Consider the following 17,385-nt stretch of genomic DNA (forward strand, 5'->3'; position numbering starts at 1 on the left):
GACCGACACCTGGCCTCTCCGGCGCGACTGCGGATCTGCCGTACGGACGCTCATGGGGCTTGATGGCCGCACGCAGGGGCCGTTCGACCCAGTGCGTGCGGGGCGACACCGACAGATGGTCGAAGAGGGGCCGCGGGAAGGTGGCTGGCCATGCGATGGGAGACGATCCGTAAGACCTCACCGCCGCGCGTCCGGCCGAATCTGGACAACTACGAAAAGGTATGTGCCGCCTTCACCTGGCCGCAGGCGCGCACATCGCTCGTGGGACTGCCCGGTGGGCGGGGACTGAACATCGCGCACGAAGCCGTGGACCGGCATGCGGCTTCGGATCACTCCGCGGCCGTCGCATTGCGCTGTGTCGGGCGGGACGACTCGGTGACCTGTGTGACCTACGGGCAGCTTGCCCGCACCACGGCACGGTTCGCCAACGTGCTCCGGACCCTCGGCATCGGTCACGGCGACCGGGTGGTGACGCTGCTGGGCCGCTGCCCCGAGCTGTACACCGTAGTCCTCGGCACGCTCAAGAACACCAGTGTCCTGTGCCCTCTGTTCTCCGCTTTCGGACCTGACCCGGTCGCGCAGCGACTCACGCTCAGTGACGCGCAGGTACTGGTCACCACGGCTGAGCTGTACCGCAGGAAGGTCGCTGCGCAACGAGAGAGACTGGCTGCCCTGCGTCACGTGCTGATCGTCGGCGAGGGCGCGGACGAACTGCCCGGTACCGCATCTCTCGAAGCCTTGATGGCCGAGGCGTCCGACCACTTCACCATTCCGCCGACCTCGCCCCACGACATGGCCCTGTTGCACTTCACGAGCGGCACGACGGGCTCACCGAAAGGCGCCGTCCACGTGCACGAGGCGGCCGTCGCCCACTACGTGACCGCGCTGTACGCCCTGGATCTCCACGAGAACGACGTGTACTGGTGCACGGCAGATCCGGGCTGGGTCACCGGCATGTCCTACGGCATCGTCGCACCGCTCATGCACGGGGTGACGGTCGTGGTGGACGAGGGTGACTACGACGCCCGCCGCTGGTATCGGATCCTCGCCGAGCAACGCGTCAATGTCTGGTACACAGCGCCGACGGCGCTGCGGATGCTCATGCGGACGACTCCGCGCTCGGGTCCGTACGACCTGCCGCGCTCGTTCGACCTCAGCGCACTCCGGTTCATCGCTTCCGTCGGTGAGCCGCTCAATCCGGAGGCTGTGGTCTGGGGACAGGACGTCCTCGGACTGCCTGTGCACGACAACTGGTGGCAGACCGAGACCGGCGCCATCATGATCGCGAACTTTGCCGCCTGCGAGATCCGTCCCGGGTCGATGGGGCGCCCGCTCCCCGGCGTGGAGGCAGCCGTGCTGCAGCGCGGTGAGAGCGGCCGGGCCCTGACGACCGAGGGCCACGTCACGGTTCTGGAGGAGCCCGGAGTGGAGGGTGAGTTGGCTCTCCGCACCGGCTGGCCGTCCATGTTCCACGGCTATCTGCACGACGAGACGCGCACTGAGGCTGCCTTCGCGGAGGGCTGGTACCTCACCGGCGACCTGGTGCGACGCGACGCGGACGGGTGGTACTGGTTCGTCGGGCGTGCCGACGACGTCATCAAGTCGGCGGGACACCTGATCGGACCGTTCGAGGTCGAGAGCGCTCTGATGGAGCACCCGGCAGTCGCCGAGGCAGGGGTGATCGGCCGGCCCGATCCCGTCGCCGGGAACACGGTCAAGGCGTTCGTCAGCCTACGGCCGGGCTTCGAGGACGACGTGCAGACCCGGCAGGAACTGCTGGCCTTCGCGCGGCGCCGGCTCGGCCCAGCCGTGGCACCACGAGAGATCGCCTTCGAACAGCATTTGCCCCACACTCGAAGTGGGAAGGTCATGCGCCGCCTGCTGCGAGCGCGTGAGCTGGGCCTGCCCGAAGGCGACATCTCCACTCTGGAGAGGGATCTGTCGTTCCGGGACTCCACGGAGGCCTCGACATGAGCACCACCCGCACCCCGCGCAGCACCCGGTCCTCGGCCAGGTCCCACCATCGGGCCGCGCACCGGCTGGCTCTGCTGGAGTCCATGCTGCGCGTCCGCAGGTTCGAAGAACGCTGCGTGGAGCTGTACAGCGCGGCCCGCATCCGCGGTTTCATGCACCTCTACATCGGTGAGGAAGCCGTGGCCGTCGGCGTCAACGAGGCCCTCACGGACGACGACGCCGTCGTATCGACGTACCGTGAACACGGCCATGCCCTCGCTCGCGGGGTCCCGGCCGGGGCAATCATGGCGGAGATGTTCGGCAAGGTCACCGGGTGCAGCCGGGGCCGCGGCGGCTCCATGCACCTCTTCGACACCAGTCGCCGCTTCTACGGCGGCAACGCGATCGTGGGCGGCGGGCTGCCGCTCGCAGCCGGCTTGGCCCTCGCGGACCGTATGAGCGGACGCAATCGGATCACCTGCTGTTTCTTCGGCGATGGCGCCTTCGCCGAGGGCGAGTTCCACGAGACCGCCAATCTGGCGGCTCTGTGGAGACTTCCCCTGTTGCTGGTCTGCGAGAACAACCTGTACGCGATGGGCACGGCCCTTGCCCGTCACCAGGCCCAGACCGACCTCGCGCTGCGTGCCGCCGCGTACGGCATGGTGTCCTGGGCCGTCGACGGCATGGACGTCTCCGCGGTGGAGGACGCTGCCCGGCGAGCGGCCGAAGGTGTGCGTGCCGGGAACGGGCCGCACTTTCTGGAGATGCGCACCTATCGCTTCCGCGCCCACTCGATGTACGACTCCGACCGTTACCGCGAGAAGGCCGAGATCGAGCACTGGAAGGAGCGCGACCCGGTCGAAGGGCTCGCCCGACAGTTGCGGGAGGCCAAAGAGCTCACCGACAAGGCCCTCACCGCCCTGGAGGACCGTCTGGCCGCCGAGATCGACGACGCCGTCGAGGCCGCCGAGCGGGCTCCCGAAGAGCCCGTCGAGGATCTTCTGAAGTACGTCACGAGTCCGGTGGAGGCGATCCGGCCATGACCCCCACCCACACCCCCACCGCCGCGTCCTCCGCGTCCTCCGCGTCCTCCGCGTCCTCCGGCCAGAAGACCACCTACAGAGAGGCACTGCGCGAGGCCTTGCGCGAAGCCCTGCGGACCGACGACCGCGTCTTTCTGATGGGTGAAGACGTGGGCCGCTACGGCGGCTGTTTCGGCGTCAGCCTCGGGCTGCTGGAGGAGTTCGGGCCCGAACGTATCCGCGACGCCCCGTTGTCGGAGTCCGCCTTCGTCGGCGCCGGCATCGGCGCGGCGCTGGCGGGCATGCGACCGATCGTCGAGATCATGACGGTCAACTTCAGCCTGCTGGCCATGGACCAGATCCTCAACAACGCCGCGACCTTGCTGCACATGTCGGGCGGGCAGCTGGCGGTCCCGATCGTCATCCGGATGACCACCGGCGCCGGACGGCAGCTGGCCGCGCAGCACTCACACAGTCTGGAGGGCTGGTACGCGCACATCCCGGGACTGCGCGTACTCGCCCCTGCCACGATCACGGACGCCCGCCACATGCTCGCCCCGGCGCTGGCCGACCCCGACCCAGTCCTGATCTTCGAGCACGGCAGCCTGTACAACGCCTCAGGCGACCTGTCCCCCCACGCGGGCCCCGTCGACATCGACCACGCCGCCATCCGACGGACCGGCACGGACGTCTCGGTGATCACCTATGGCGGCTCGCTGCACAAAGCGCTGACCGCCGCCGAGGACCTGGCGAGCACCGGCATCGACGCGGAGGTCGTGGACCTGCGCACCCTCCGCCCCCTGGACGAGGTGACGGTCGGCGACTCGGTCGCTCGTACGCACCGCGCCGTCGTCGTCGACGAAGGCTGGCGCAGCGGCAGTCTCGCAGCGGAGATATCGGCCCGCCTCGTCGAACGGCACTTCTACGACCTCGATGCCCCCATAGAGCGGGTGTGCAGCGCCGAAGTTCCCATGCCCTACGCGCGCCGGCTGGAAGCGGCCGCGTTGCCGCAACCCGCCAAAATCGTCGCGGCGGTACGCCGAGTGGTCGGCGATCCCGTGCCGAAGGGTGCGGCAGAGGTGACGGACGCCGGGAGGTCGAGCTGAGATGGCCGAGTTCACCATGCCCTCGCTCGGCGCGGACATGGCTGAGGGCCTGCTGCGGGAATGGCTTGTAAGTCCCGGGGACCGGGTACACAAGGGCGACGTCGTCGCCGTCGTGGAAACCGACAAGGCGGCCATCGAAGTGGAGTGCTTCGAGTCCGGCACCGTGGGCCGACTGCTCGTCCAGCCCGGGAATCGGGTGCCGGTGGGGACGCCACTCGCGTTGATCGAGGGCGAGGGCGCGCGCGTGCTCGCCGAGGCCGAGCCGGGACCGGCTGCACCGGGTGAACCAGCGCCGCCCCGGCGAACTGCTCACCATGGGCCGAGGTCTGCCCAGAAATCGACAGACACGCGATCCGGGGACAGCAGCGCCGTGCAACCCATTCACTTCTCAGGCACCCCCGCTCGGCGTCAGCCGAGGCCGGAGCCGGAGACCACCCCCTCGGCGACCGGCACAGGACCGCTGGTGCGTCACCTGGCGCTGCAGCGGGGCGTCGACCTGGCCGGTGTACACGGCACCGGACGGGGCGGACGGATCACCCGGGCCGATGTGCAGCACGCCGCGCCCGGCCCAGGGCCGAGGGTGCGGGCCACCCCGTACGCCCGGCGGCTCGCTCGGGATCTGGGCATCGACCTGACGACGGTCCGGGGCACCGGGGACGACGGAGCGGTGCGCGCGGCGGACGTGCACGTGGCCAGGCGTGCCCCCGCCGAGCGGCCCGAACGGGAGTGGGCCGGTGCGCGCCGACGGAACGACGAGCCGCGCGGTCCCGCTGCCGCACCGACGGACAGCACCGAGGACCGACGTACGGACGCCATGCGCCGTGCCATCGCCGACCTCATGAGCCGCTCGAAGCGAGAGATCCCGCACTACTACCTGTCCTCCACCATCGATTTCTCGGCGGCACAGGAGTGGCTGCGGCGGTTCAACCGCGGCAGAACACCCACCGACCGGCTCGTGCCCGCCGCACTCCTGCTGAAGGCCGCCGCCACCGCGGCGCGCGAGGTCCCGCGCCTCAACGGCTACTGGCAGAAGGATCAGTTCGTCCCGGGCTCCGCCGTCAACCTGGGGGTCGCGGTGTCGCTCCGGCGGGGCGGACTGCTCGCGCCGGTCATCCACGACGCCGACACACTGTCACCCGAAGACCTCATGGCCGACCTCAAAAACCTGGTCGAGCGCGCTCGCCGAGGCCGGCTGCGGGGCAGTGAGGTCTCCGGCGCCACCCTGACCGTCACCAACCTGGGCGACCAAGGCGTGGAGACCGTGTTCGGTGTCATCCATCCACCCCAGGTGGCCCTGGTGGGCTTCGGCGCGGTCGTCGAACGACCGTGGGCCAGAAGCGGCATGCTCGGTGTCCGCCCGGTGGTGACCGCAACCTTGGCAGCCGACCACCGTGCCACGGACGGTGCCGTGGGGGCGCGTTACCTGACGGCGGTCGGCCGACTGCTGCAGAAACCCGAGGAGTTGTGAATCGGATGAAACCCCTGGACGAGGCGGCAGCCATGTCGGTGGTCAAGGAGTCCATCACTTTGATCGTCCCCGACGCGGACTTCACACGGGTCGAACCTGACGACAAGTTCCGCGATGTGCTGGAACTCGATTCGCTCGACTTCCTCAGACTCGTGGAACTGCTCTCCGAACGCACCGGAATCCGTGTGGACGAAGAGGATTATCCCGAACTGACCACGCTGTCCGACACCGTGCGGTTCCTGGTCGGCAGGTCGAAGGACGGGACCGGTCTCACGGCGTGATCCTGCCAGACCCATCCGGCCTCCCGCCGAGCGGACTGATGTTCAGCTTGCACGGGCCTGCAACCGGGCCTGCAAGCATGAGTTACTGCATCAGGTTCCTGGAAGCAACGAGGGTGTCGCATGCCTGACTGGACGTGGGAGTGGACGGGCTACGACCCGGTGGGCGAGCAGTTGCGTGAATCACTGTGCACACTCGGAAACGGCTACTTCGCCACCAGGGGCGCGGTGCCCGAGTGCCGGGCGGGGCTGGTGCACTGCCCGGGTACCTATGTCGCCGGCTGCTACAACCGCCTGGAGTCAACCGTCGCGGGACGGCAGGTGGTGAACGAGGATCTGGTCAATCTCCCGAACTGGCTGCTTCTCCGGTTCCGTCTGCGCCGTGCCGGCGAAGCGTGGGGCCCATGGTTCTCCCCCGACCTTCACGCCCTCCAGGACCATCGGCACACCCTGGATCTGCGCCGCGCCACGCTCACGCGCTCCTTCCGGCACCACAACGACGCGGTGGGCGTGTTGTGCGTCGAGCAGACCCGCCTGGTGCACATGGCAGACCCTCATCTTGCCGCACTGCGGACAGTCTTCACCGCCGAGGACTGGTCGGGAGAGATAGAGATCGAGTCCGGACTCGACGGTGAGGTCATCAACGGCAACGTGCACCGCTACCGCGCCCTCAATCGCCGCCATGTGACCCGCGTGCGGACCGGTGCGCGGGAACCTCGCACCGTCTGGCTGAGCTGCCGGACCACCACATCCGACATCGCCGTCGCCATGGCCGCGCGAACGACGGTCGCAGCCGGCCCGGTTGCGGTCTCGTCAGTACTTCGTCCAGCACGCCACCGCGCTGTCCACCGTCTGGTGATTCCGGTCGCCCCCGGCCGGCCCGTCACCGTGGACAAGACCGTGGCGCTTCACACCTCACGTGACACGGCGATCAGCGACCCGCTCGGCGAGGCGCTCGACCGGGTCTCCGCGGCCGCGGATTTCCCAGGCCTGCAAGGATTGCATGTCACTGCGTGGGAGCGGCTGTGGCGGCGCGCCGACATCCAAGTGCCCGGCGAGGCCGGTCGCATCCTGCGCCTCCACCTCTTCCACGTACTGCAGACAGTGTCACCGCACACCGCAGACCTGGACGTGGGTGTCCCGGCACGGGGACTGCACGGTGAGGCGTATCGCGGTCACATCTTCTGGGACGAACTGTTCGTCCTGCCCTATCTCAACCTCCGCTTTCCTGAGGTGTCCCGTGGGCTGCTGAACTATCGCCACCGGCGCCTTCCACGGGCCTGCGAGGCGGCAGCCGCGGCGGGCCGGGCGGGGGCGATGTATCCCTGGCAGAGTGGCAGCAACGGCCGCGAGGAGTCCCAGGAGTGGCACCTCAACCCCCGTTCGGGGCGCTGGCTGCCCGACCACTCCCGGCTCCAGCACCACGTCGGCTCGGCGATCGCCTACAACGTGTGGCAGTACTGCGAGACCACCGGCGATACGGAGTACCTCCACACCAAGGGCGCGGAGATGCTGCTGCAGATCGCCCGCTTCTGGGCGGACCTGGCCGTTTTCGACCCTGGCTCGGGACGTTACCGGATACGCGGTGTCGTCGGGCCGGACGAATACCACGACAGCTATCCGGGTGCCGCCGTGGCGGGACTGGACGACAACGCGTACACCAATGTCACCGCCTCCTGGGTCCTCACCCGCACCTTGGATCTCCTGCGGCGCCTGCCCGTGTGGCGACGGGAGGAACTCTTCGAACGCGTGGGGCTGGACAGCGCCGAACTTCCCGCATGGGACGAGATCTCACGTCGGCTGCGAGTGCCGTTCCACGAGGGAGTCATCAGCCAGTTCGAGGGCTACGGTGCCCTCGCCGAGATCGACTGGGACGCCTACCGGACGCGCTACGGCACCATCCGCCGGCTGGACCGGATCCTCGAGGCCGAGGGCGACACAGTCAACCGCTACAAAGCGTCCAAACAAGCAGACGTCCTCATGCTGGGATACCTGTTCTCGCCCGCAGAGCTGAGGCAACTGTTCCTGCGCCTCGGATACGACCTGGACGACGAGGTCTGGCGCAGAACCGTCGACTACTACTTGCAGCGCACCAGCCATGGCTCCACACTCAGTGAGCTCGTCCACGGCCTCGTTCTCGCGAGGGCCAGGCGAGCCGAGGCTTGGCAGTACGTCCAGGAGGCACTGGAGGCGGATATCGCCGACGTCCAAGGCGGCACCACCGGTGAGGGCATCCACCTCGGAGCCATGGCCGGCACGCTCGACCTGGTCCAGCGAGGCCTGACAGGGCTGGAGACGCGCGAGGACTCCCTGTGGCTGGACCCGGTGCCCCTTCCTGCCCTGTCCGAGTACGGATTCGCCCTGCGCTACCGCGGTCACTGGGGTGTCAGCCTACGCCGCAGAAGTCGACAGTTGGAGATCGGTGTGCCGGACTCGGAAGAGTCACCGATCCGCGTGGTGCTGGGGGACCGTACGGTGACCATCGCACCCGGGGAGACCTGTCGGCTGACATTGCCGGAGGGGTGATCTCCTGCGCCACGTTTCCGTCGAGGAAGTGCCGGATCACCGGCCTCCCTGGCCACTGGGGCCATGGAGAGATGCTCTCGCCTGGCGCTCCGGCCACAACCGTGCCTGCACGCGCATCACCACGTGCCCAAGTCCGGACAGGGCACAGGCAATGGCAAGATCGCCAGGCGAAAGCGGTTCGGTGCCCAGCAGGTCCCGCAGGGCGGGCAGGTAGACACCGGCCGCCTGAAGTGCCAGAGCCACGCCCACAGCGATCAGCAGGAACGGATTGGCCAGGCTCCGCGGGCGCGCACGGGAACCGAGCGCCACGCCGAGCTGAGTCGCACCCAGAACCAGGAACATCATCGACTGCCACGGGCGTCCCGTCTCCCGGGCCCACACCCCGGCCACCAGAGTCACCGTGGCCAGGAAGGCCCCCATGAACAGGATCCGCGGCCACAGGCCGGCGCCCAGAACGCTCTCCTCTGGAGGTCGCGGCGAACGACGCATCGTGTCCGGTGCGACAGGTTCCGCGCCGAGTGCCACGCCGGGCAGGCCGTGCGTGAGCAGATTGATCCAGAGGATCTGCGCCGGCAACAGCGGCAGCGGCATCCCGAGGAATGGACCGACGAGCATGACCCAGATCTCGGCGGTGCCGCCTGCGAGCGCGTAGAGCAGAAAGCGGCGCACATTCGCATAGACCCTGCGTCCCTCTTCCACGGCTGACACGATCGTGGCCGGGTTGTCGTCGGCAAGGACGAGATCGGCAGCCTGGCGGGCCACCTCAGTGCCGCGCCGCCCCATGGCGACGCCGATGTCGGCGTGGCGCAGCGCCGGACCGTCATTGACACCGTCCCCCGTCATCGCCACCACATGTCCGGCGCCGCGCCAGGCCTGGACGATGTCCAGCTTCTGCTCAGGGGTGGTGCGGGCATACACCCGCACGTCGGTCAGCTCGCCCGCCGTGTTCTCCCGGATCCTCTCCCCCGTGGTGACGTCCTCCTCCCGGGCGGCGATCCCCAGACGCCCGGCCACGGCACGCGCCGTCATGGGATGATCGCCGGTGATCAACACAGGGACGATCCCGGCTCGCTTGCAGGCCGCGATGGTCGCCTCCGACGCGCTGCGCAGTGGGTCCAGGATGCCGACAAGGCCCAGCAGCGACAGGCCCGACTCCCACGTCCCCCGCGGTTCCACCGCCTCTTCGTGGTCTGCCGAAGCAAGTGCGAGCACCCGGTACCCCTCGCGGGCCAGCACCGCTGCCTGCGCCACCGCGCGGCGGACCAGGCCCGGCGGATCGGCCAGCATCCGAGGCCGGAGCAATGATTCCGGGGCCCCTTTGCAGGCGACCCGCACTCCTCCCCCGGGACGCCGATGCACGGTCGTCATCAGCTTTCTGCCGCTGTCGAACGGAATCTCAGCGACCCGGGGCAGTTCGCGGTCGAGCGCCGTCCGGTCCAACCCGAGGCGGGCTCCGGCCACGAGAAGAGCGGCCTCCGTGGGATCCCCCAGGGCGCGACTCTCCTTGGAGCGGTCCGACGGAGGTTCCAACGCCGCGTCGTTGCACAGCATCGCGACACGAAGCAAGGCCGCCAGATCAGGCGCATCGCCTTGTGCGACCGTCTCGCCACCGCGGATCACACAACCCTCGGGTTCGTAACCCGTCCCTTGGACGACGGCCTCCCCGCACGGTGTCCACAGTCGTTCGGCGGCCATCCGTCCTTCGGTCAGGGTGCCGGTCTTGTCAGTGGCGATCACAGTGACGGAACCCAAAGTCTCCACCGCCGGCAGCCTGCGAACAATGGCGTGCCGGTCCGCCATCCGCCGTGCCCCCAGTGCCAGAGCGAGGGTCACCACCGCAGGAAGTGACTCCGGCACGGCAGCGACCGCAAGGCTGATCGCCGCGACGATCATGAGCTCCACCGGCTGCCCACGCGCCAACCCCAGAGCGAGGACGACGGCACTCAACACGACGATGACGACGGCCAGAACCCTGCCGAAGTTCGCCAGGCGACGCTGCAACGGTGTCATGCCCGGTGCCGCGCCCATGAGGGATGCGATCTGTCCGAGCGCGCTGTCCGCCCCCGTGGCAGTGACCACCACGGTGCCCCGGCCTCGGACGATGACGGTGCCTGCCGACACCCCGGCACGGGACGGATCGCGGTCGGGCGCCTTGTCCACGGGAACGGACTCACCTGTGAGCGAGGCTTCGTCCGCCAGCAACATCGCTGCGGACACTACGTGTCCGTCCGCCGGGACGATGTCGCCCTCGCCGATCACGACCAGGTCCCCGGGCACCACATCCGCGGCCGGAATCGAGCTTTCCTGTCCGTCCCGCACCACCCTGGCGGAGGGAGCACTCATCTCGGACAGTGCCAGGACCGCTTGTTCCGCCCGTACCTCTTGCACCACCCCGACCACGGTGTTCACGACGATCACGAGAAGGATGACAGCGGCGTCGGAGAGATCACCGGTGGCGATCGTCAGAACCGCGGCCACCAACAGCACAAGGATCAGCGGATCGCGCAACTGCTGCCCGATCCGTCGCCACACCGAGGCCCGCGGGGCGGGGGGAACCTCATTGCGCCCGTAGCACGTCAGGCGACGCGCGGCCTCGGCCGCTGACAACCCGGCCGGAGGAAGTGTCGTCTCCGAAGGTTCGCCGGTGTCCGCATCAGGCTGTCCCCGCCCCCGCCGTTGCTCGCTCACGCGCCCGGGGGAGCTTGTCCGCTGTATGCCATCGACCACTCCTGTCACGCACAGACACCATCGACCGTTGACAGCCCTCACTCGCCAGGGTGCCACCGCGCGCCACGAGCGGTGGGGCTACGGCGCCGGCACGGGTTACGGACGGCGCCGCAGGACCGCGCCCGAAGGCAGACCGCTTGACTCGCTCTCCGTCACAGCACGGGGCGCGTGCGTGAACCGACTGTCGGTCTCAGTCTCCCTGCGGCACGACGGCCACTGGGCACGCGGCGTGATGGAGCAGGACATGGGCGACCTCACCGAGTTGGAGACCGAGGTGACCGTGCTTTCTCACCGCACCCACGACGACGACGTCGGCGTCGGACGAGGCGTCCAGGAGCACCTTGTGGGCGGGACCCTCGATCGTGTGGCGCTCCACGTCGACCTGCGGATGCTTCTCCACGGCCTCACGCAACGCTTGGTCGAGGAGTGTGGAGGCCCGCTCCTCGGGGGCGGGCACACCCTCGTCCACGTCCAGGGGACTGTCCACGTGCTCGTGGGCGGGGCGGCGCCAGGCCCGTACGGCGTGCAGGGCACAGCCGCGCACCTCAGCCTCGCGGAAGGCGAACCGCACGGCGGCCGAGCCCTCCGTGGAATCGCCGACGCCGACCACCACCCGCCCCGAAGAGCCCTGCCGATTCTGCTCCGCGCCGCGGACAACGATGACCGGGCACACCGAACGCCCGGCCACTTTGAGGCTGACGGAGCCCAGCAGGAGCCCGGCGACCTCGCCGCGTCCGCGGGAGCCGGTGACCAGAGCGGAGGATTCATGAGCCTCGTGCAGCAGCGCGCTCACGGCGTCCTCGGGCAGCGTCTCGCCGGAGACCTTCACCTCGGGGTTACGCAGCCCGGCACGTTCTACGCCGGACGCGATGATGTGCTCGGCCAGGACCTCTTCGGCCGGACGGTCGGTACGGAACGAGGGGCGACTTCCCTCGTACCGTTCCCACAGGGAGGCGTAGACGAGTCGCAAAGGCAGACCGCAGCGCGCCGCCTCGTCCACCGCCCAGTCCACGGCCTGGAGGCTGGATTCAGATCCGTCGAGACCCACCACCAGCGGGAGCTCCATGGTCTGTACCGCCCTTCTCCCCGGAACCCGCGAGAACCCTCTGGGAATACCGTCGCATCGCCCTGGAGCCATCGCGACATGTGGACGGAACCTCGGAAGAAGGTCCCGGCCCAGGTTGCGCAGTACCCGTTCACGACGATCGTGGAGTCATGCGGCCCGAACACCGCGATGCGTGTCGGCGCACAGCACCACCCATTCGCCCGGGTCCGGCGCTTCTGCCGGCGACATCCGGCTCACCGTCCGCGGGTACTCGACGGCCCGTCCGGGACCGACGCCACTCGCCACTGTTCGCCCCCGGAAGGGAGAGGCGTCATGCACCACCGTACGGTCGGAGAGCTCATGACCAGGGATGTCGTGCGAGCACGGCGTGACATGCCGTTCAAGGAGATCGTGAGGCTGCTCGCGGAGAACGACGTGACGGCCGTACCCGTGGTCGACGAACTCGATCGCCCCATCGGCCTGGTGTCCGAAGCCGACCTGCTTCGCAAGTCCTCCGGCCAGACCGATCTGCCGGGCCTGGCACCGATTCCGCATCCCGAGGCATGGGAACGTGCCAAGGCCGAGGGCGCCAGGGCCGAGGAAGTGATGTCAGCGCCGTGCGTGTGCGCCCGTCCGGACTGGACCGTCGTCGAGGCGGCTCGCCTGATGGAGGTCCACGGAGTCAAGCGACTGCCGGTCGTGGACGAGGCGGACCGATTGCAGGGGATTGTCAGCCGAGGCGACCTGCTCAGGATCTTCCTGCGCGACGATGACGCCATTCGCGACGAGATCACCCAGATCGTCCTGCGCGCAACACTGGGTCCCGCTGCTGCGGATGTAACAGCCGAGGTAACGGAGGGGCAAGTGAGACTCGGAGGATCCGTCGGGACGAAGACGCTCATCCCGGTGATCGAGCGCCTGTGCCAGAGCGTTGACGGCGTGGTCTCCGTCGCCCAGCACATCGTTGCGCGATCAGAGGATTCCCCGGACCCCGCCGCCGGCCGGTGACGGCTTGGCAGGGATCCCGGACAGGAGCAGGAGGTCTCACGCGGCCCTGCTGCCACGAGGGTGCCCACGTGGTCGAGCCGCGCGAAGGCCCCTCGAAGCGCTGCGACGGGCTGCTCAGTCGTGGGGAACCACGGCGACCGGGCAATGTCCATGATGGACGGCGGCCTGCGCCACTGGACCGAGATGGGGCGCCAGACCGGCACGGTGCCGGCGTCGGCCCACGACCAGCAGTGAGGCGCCCTCAGCAGCCTCCACGACAGCCTTGGCGGGGTTCTGCAGACGGAAGCTGTCCACCACTTCCACCCGCGGGTACTTCTCCTGCCACGGGTGCAGCGCTCTGCTCAACTGCTCGTGCACGTCCCGGGTCGTCTCCTCGCTGAAGCGGTGGTCCACTCCCCCAGGCGTGCGTACGCGAAGCGGCACGCTACGGCCGTGGACGGCGAGGACGGGAACGTCCCTGGCGACAGCGGTATGAAAGGCGAAATCGAGTAGGTCGTCCGACGATCCATGCAGTTTCAAGGCCACGACGACACGACTCGCGGCCGTGGCTGGTCTGCCCTCGTCCCGCGGTTCGGCGCGCACCAGCACCACGGGCCGCTGGGCCCGGGCCGCGACGGGCATGCTGACATCGCCGAGGAAGTAGCTGTCGACGGACTCGAGTCCCCCGGAACCCAGCACGACCATCTCCGACTCGGAGGCCGCTTGGAGCAAGGCGTGCTGGGCATCGTCGGCGACCAGACTCATGCCGATGACCAGGCCCGGGTGGCTTCTCCGGAGTTCTGCCTGCACTGTGTCGACAAGAAGCTTCGCCCAGTAGTTCTGTTCGACTTCTGCGGGGAGACGCGCCGGTTCCGGAACAAGCGTCGACCGCGCGTGCAGCAACCGGAGAGTGAGCTTTCGCCTCCCGGCCTCGTCGGCGGCCCAGCGTGCAGCGGCCAGACTCGCGGACGAGCCGTCGAGGCCCACGGTGACGACTGGTTGCATGACGGCGGTTCTCCGTCTCGTAAGAAGCGGCAGCAGACGGCGAATGAGTCCGATCTCGTATGGGCGGTCCTGACGTCGCCTCCGTACGAGGAGCGACGAATTTCTCCCCTTCGAGGATCTCCCGTTGCACGCGACGGCGCATGTGGGCCCAGGGGCGAGCGCGAAAGCGGGGCGAGCGGCAGGAATGGTGGCGAGCGCGGTGACGATCCCCGCGCCGTGGGGCCGAGTTCGGTTGCCGGGCCCTGGAGGCGGTGATCTACTCGGACTGGTAGGTCCGGCCGTGTGGAGCAACCGGCCCGACAGCCGTCGAGGCACGGCGAACGGTGCAGCCTGTCGGCCCCCAGAAGGAGGAGCCGGGAGCACTTGCCGACGCTCGTCTTCCGCGCGACCGGGGATGTGGGTTTCCGTGCTGGAAAGGAACGCGGCAATGGCCACTGCAGCCACCAACAACCGTCCCGGGCAGCGTCTGCGTGATCAAGTCACCGGTGTGGCGTCGACGATCGGCAAAGCCGCAATGGCGACAGGCAAGGTCACCGCAGACGCCGTGCGCCACCCGGGAGCAACGGCCGAGCGCGCCCGAAAGACATCGCAGGCGCTGCCCCTGATGTGGCGATCGGTCAAGCCTGTGTTGACCGGCCACGTGAGCGACTGGCGCCGGGAATACGCCTACACGCTCGGAGAGCAGGCCTTCGTCTACGGGTTCCCTTACATCTACAATGCCAGGCTCCGCCACCGGTGGGTGACCCGGGAGCCCGACACCGATGCGACGCCGTACGCCCCCGTCAACCATTTCTGGCACGCCCGGACGCTCTTCGACGCCTCCGACCGGCAGGGTCTGTGCCCCAACACCGACACGCTGTACTCGTTCGCCTGGGTGGACCTGAGCGAGGAACCCGTCATCCTCTCGCACCCGGACATGGGGAATCGGTACTTCACCTTCGAACTGGTGGGCATCACCTCCGACAACTACGACTACGTGGGCGGGCGCGCCACTGGCCCGAACGCCGGTGATTTCGCCCTCCTCGGGCCTGGATGGAGCGGAGACCTCCCCGAAGGGGTGCGACGCACGGCGACCGCACCCAGTCCCTGGATCCTCATCGTCGGCCGGACCCTCATCGAAGGTGAGCAGGACCTCTCCAACGTCCATGCACTTCAGGATCAGTACCGATTGGTCCCCCTCCACCTGTTCGGCACCAAGGGGGCACAGGTGCCGGCCCGGCGGGACGTGCTGGAACCGATCGACGCGGCACAAGACCGTCTCGGGCCGTGGAAGACCCTGAATGCCATGCTGGCCGAGAATCCGCCACCGCGACACCACGAGGTCCTGCTCAAGCAGTTCGCGGAGATCGGCATCGGGCCCGGGATCGACGTCGAAGCGCAGCCCGAATCCGTCAAGCAGAGCCTGATCCGAGCCTCGGCCACCGGTGCAGCCATGCTCGAACGGCAATTGCTCAGTGGGGACTGGGCTCATCTCGTCAACGCCTGGCGCTACCCGCCACCGCAAATGGGACGGTTCGGGGACGATTTCCTGCGGCGAGCCGCGGAGCAGTCCCTGGTAGGTGTCGCCGCCAACGATCCCGAGGAAGCCGTTTACCTCGCCGCCTTCGACGACTCGGACGGCGCGACATTGTCCGTGGGCCGCTACGAACTGCGCTTCGAGCCGGACGGTCTCCCTCCGGTCGACGCGTTCTGGTCCCTCACCGTCTACGGCGAGGACAGGAACCTTGTCGCCAACCCGATCGACCGATACTCCATCGGCGACCGCACCCCCGGACTGATCACCGACGCGGAGGGAACGCTGACCATCCGTCTGCAGCCCGACTCTCCGGGATCGGCCGAGGAGCCCAACTGGCTGCCCACACCGGCCCAGGGCACCTGGTTCGCCGCATTGCGCATGTACCTGCCACGACATGAAGTCATCGACACACGCTGGGAGTGTCCTCCGATCAACCGCGTCGCCTGACGACATGCGGAGCGACGCCCTGCCTGCGGTACATGGCGACTGTGCGCTGCGTCGGAGTTTCCCGATGCAGCGCAGTCTCCCTGCCGAATCGCCCTGTCGTGGGCAGGGTCAAAGGTCCCGGCGTCGTGCACCGGTCTGGAACCTGGTCCTCACCTGTGAGCGGAGGGATCGGGCCGTGTCCCGGTCGAAGGGTTCGGTGCTGGGGATGAGCATCGCTGCCGCTGCTGCGGCCACCCCCAGCGCGCAGGCGCTGACGGGATCCTCTCCCGCGGCCAGCCGCGTGGTGAGGGCGGCGACCATGCTGTCTCCCGCCCCGGCGTCGCTCAGTGGCTCGCCGGGCAGCGGCGGCGCGTAGAGCTCGGTGTGGCCGAGGCCGGTCGAGCACAGTGCGCCCAGCGCTCCGAGGGTGGTGACGGCGATCTCGGCGGCCCCTGTGGTGAGCAGGTGCTCGTTGAGGGCTCGGGCGTCGTCGAAGCCGCTGATGGCCCGGCCGGTCAGGCTCTCGGCCTCTGTCCGGTTGCATCTGAGCAGGAACACGCCCTCAGCGAGTGCGCCGCGCAGCGCCGGCCCGGAGGTGTCGAGGATCAGCCGGGATCCGGCTTCCTTGACACGGCGGGCGACGGCCGCGTAGAAGTCGTCGCGCAAGCCGCCGGGCAGGCTGCCGCTGGCCACGACGTACGGGCAGCTGCCGACGGCCCGCTCCAGCACTTCCAGGCACCGCCGCCCCTCACGGTCGTGCAGTTGCGGACCGGGAGGCACAAGGTGATAGCTGCGGCGCGACCTGGCCTCGAACAGCACGAGTGCCTCGCGGGTTTCGTCGTGGATGTCGACGGCGACATGGTCGACGCCTTCTTCGTCCAGCAGCCGGTTCAGGCGCAGGCCGACCTCGCCTCCGGCGGTGTGGACGGCGATGGCCTGTCCTCCGAGCCGCACGACATGACGGGCGACGTTGATCCCTCCGCCCCCGGCGGCCACGGACCTGACCCGGGCACGGTTCTTGCCGATGTCCTCCAGGTACCCGACCTCCCAGCAGAGATCGACCGCGGGATTCATCGTCAAGGTCAGGATCGACGGCCCGGCGGTACTCCCCGATCCCCCTGCAGCGTCGGCAGTCCCGGCTGTGGCGGGGTCCGGCACCGCGGCCCTGCTCATCGCGGTGCCCCGGTGGTCGCGCTGACCCCTGACCGGCGCACCGCCCGCCGGGGACCGCCCCGCTCGTGGCAGCCTGAGGAGATCGGGCCCTGCTCCCACACGCCGCGGTCGATTCCGATCCGGGCCACTGCCGGCGCCGGCTTCGGCTCCTGA

Annotated in this window: 12 protein-coding genes; 8 read left to right on the forward strand and 4 right to left on the reverse strand. The window is 68.9% G+C overall.

All coding sequences use genetic code 11. The annotated features are described in order from the left end of the window. The first annotated feature begins 150 nt into the window (after positions 1-150). The 6 genes from acsA to ACZ4IF_RS13870 all read left to right on the forward strand — a co-directional run bounded on the left by acsA (position 151) and on the right by ACZ4IF_RS13870 (position 8,353). Positions 151-1,974 carry an acetate--CoA ligase gene (gene acsA, locus ACZ4IF_RS13845; RefSeq protein ID WP_467562460.1) on the forward strand — a complete coding sequence of 608 codons (1,824 nt, stop codon included), beginning with the start codon at positions 151-153 and terminating at the stop codon, positions 1,972-1,974. Next, positions 1,971-2,996, forward strand: coding sequence for a pyruvate dehydrogenase (acetyl-transferring) E1 component subunit alpha (pdhA, locus tag ACZ4IF_RS13850; protein WP_467562462.1), 1,026 nt, complete (start codon positions 1,971-1,973; stop codon positions 2,994-2,996). Before acsA ends, pdhA begins: the two co-directional genes overlap by 4 nt. Beyond that, a complete protein-coding gene (locus tag ACZ4IF_RS13855) occupies positions 2,993-4,081 on the forward strand; it encodes an alpha-ketoacid dehydrogenase subunit beta (protein ID WP_467562464.1) in 1,089 nt (362 codons plus the stop codon). The genes pdhA and ACZ4IF_RS13855 overlap by 4 nt, the downstream gene beginning before the upstream one ends. Position 4,082: 1 nt before the next feature. Continuing rightward, positions 4,083-5,549 (forward strand): dihydrolipoamide acetyltransferase family protein, encoded by a 1,467-nt coding sequence (locus ACZ4IF_RS13860; protein ID WP_467562466.1) that lies wholly within the window; start codon positions 4,083-4,085, stop codon positions 5,547-5,549. A gap of 5 nt (positions 5,550-5,554) precedes the next feature. Continuing rightward, entirely contained in the window at positions 5,555-5,830 is a 276-nt protein-coding gene (locus ACZ4IF_RS13865) for an acyl carrier protein (protein WP_467562468.1), read from the forward strand. A 120-nt stretch (positions 5,831-5,950) separates the two neighbouring features. After that, positions 5,951-8,353, forward strand: a complete 2,403-nt coding sequence (locus ACZ4IF_RS13870; protein ID WP_467562470.1) for a glycoside hydrolase family 65 protein — start codon at positions 5,951-5,953, stop codon at positions 8,351-8,353. Between the two features lie 36 nt (positions 8,354-8,389). Here the strand turns inward: ACZ4IF_RS13870 and ACZ4IF_RS13875 are convergent, their stop codons facing one another. After that, positions 8,390-11,041, reverse strand: coding sequence for a cation-translocating P-type ATPase (locus tag ACZ4IF_RS13875; RefSeq protein ID WP_467562472.1), 2,652 nt, complete (start codon positions 11,039-11,041; stop codon positions 8,390-8,392). A gap of 229 nt (positions 11,042-11,270) precedes the next feature. Next, positions 11,271-12,146 (reverse strand): universal stress protein, encoded by an 876-nt coding sequence (locus ACZ4IF_RS13880; RefSeq protein WP_467562474.1) that lies wholly within the window; start codon positions 12,144-12,146, stop codon positions 11,271-11,273. 312 nt (positions 12,147-12,458) lie between these two features. On the opposite strand from ACZ4IF_RS13880, the gene ACZ4IF_RS13885 reads away from it, so the two are divergent. Further along, on the forward strand, positions 12,459-13,133 hold the full coding sequence (locus ACZ4IF_RS13885; RefSeq protein WP_467562476.1) for a CBS domain-containing protein: 675 nt from the start codon (positions 12,459-12,461) through the stop codon (positions 13,131-13,133). Between the two features lie 114 nt (positions 13,134-13,247). Here the strand turns inward: ACZ4IF_RS13885 and ACZ4IF_RS13890 are convergent, their stop codons facing one another. Then, complete coding sequence (locus ACZ4IF_RS13890; protein WP_467562478.1) at positions 13,248-14,117, reverse strand: universal stress protein; 870 nt, start codon at positions 14,115-14,117, stop codon at positions 13,248-13,250. A 406-nt stretch (positions 14,118-14,523) separates the two neighbouring features. On the opposite strand from ACZ4IF_RS13890, the gene ACZ4IF_RS13895 reads away from it, so the two are divergent. Beyond that, positions 14,524-16,080 (forward strand): DUF1254 domain-containing protein, encoded by a 1,557-nt coding sequence (locus ACZ4IF_RS13895; protein WP_467562480.1) that lies wholly within the window; start codon positions 14,524-14,526, stop codon positions 16,078-16,080. A 108-nt stretch (positions 16,081-16,188) separates the two neighbouring features. On the opposite strand, the gene ACZ4IF_RS13900 is transcribed toward ACZ4IF_RS13895, so the two are convergent. After that, positions 16,189-17,139: a 1-phosphofructokinase family hexose kinase gene (locus ACZ4IF_RS13900; protein WP_467562482.1), complete on the reverse strand. Its 951-nt coding sequence runs from the start codon at positions 17,137-17,139 to the stop codon at positions 16,189-16,191. Positions 17,140-17,385: the final 246 nt, after the last annotated feature.

This window comes from Streptomyces sp. NPDC025784, from assembly GCF_055558435.1.

What these genes read in the sequence shown, in the direction of transcription:
- ACZ4IF_RS13865 (WP_467562468.1), top strand. Translation starts at nt 5,555, where the DNA reads ATGAAACCCCTGGACGAGGCGGCAGCCATGTCGGTGGTCAAGGAGTCC.
- pdhA (WP_467562462.1), top strand. Translation starts at nt 1,971, where the DNA reads ATGAGCACCACCCGCACCCCGCGCAGCACCCGGTCCTCGGCCAGGTCC.
- ACZ4IF_RS13880 (WP_467562474.1), bottom strand. Translation starts at nt 12,146, where the DNA reads ATGGAGCTCCCGCTGGTGGTGGGTCTCGACGGATCTGAATCCAGCCTC.
- ACZ4IF_RS13885 (WP_467562476.1), top strand. Translation starts at nt 12,459, where the DNA reads ATGCACCACCGTACGGTCGGAGAGCTCATGACCAGGGATGTCGTGCGA.
- ACZ4IF_RS13855 (WP_467562464.1), top strand. Translation starts at nt 2,993, where the DNA reads ATGACCCCCACCCACACCCCCACCGCCGCGTCCTCCGCGTCCTCCGCG.
- ACZ4IF_RS13860 (WP_467562466.1), top strand. Translation starts at nt 4,083, where the DNA reads ATGGCCGAGTTCACCATGCCCTCGCTCGGCGCGGACATGGCTGAGGGC.
- ACZ4IF_RS13870 (WP_467562470.1), top strand. Translation starts at nt 5,951, where the DNA reads ATGCCTGACTGGACGTGGGAGTGGACGGGCTACGACCCGGTGGGCGAG.
- ACZ4IF_RS13890 (WP_467562478.1), bottom strand. Translation starts at nt 14,117, where the DNA reads ATGCAACCAGTCGTCACCGTGGGCCTCGACGGCTCGTCCGCGAGTCTG.
- acsA (WP_467562460.1), top strand. Translation starts at nt 151, where the DNA reads ATGCGATGGGAGACGATCCGTAAGACCTCACCGCCGCGCGTCCGGCCG.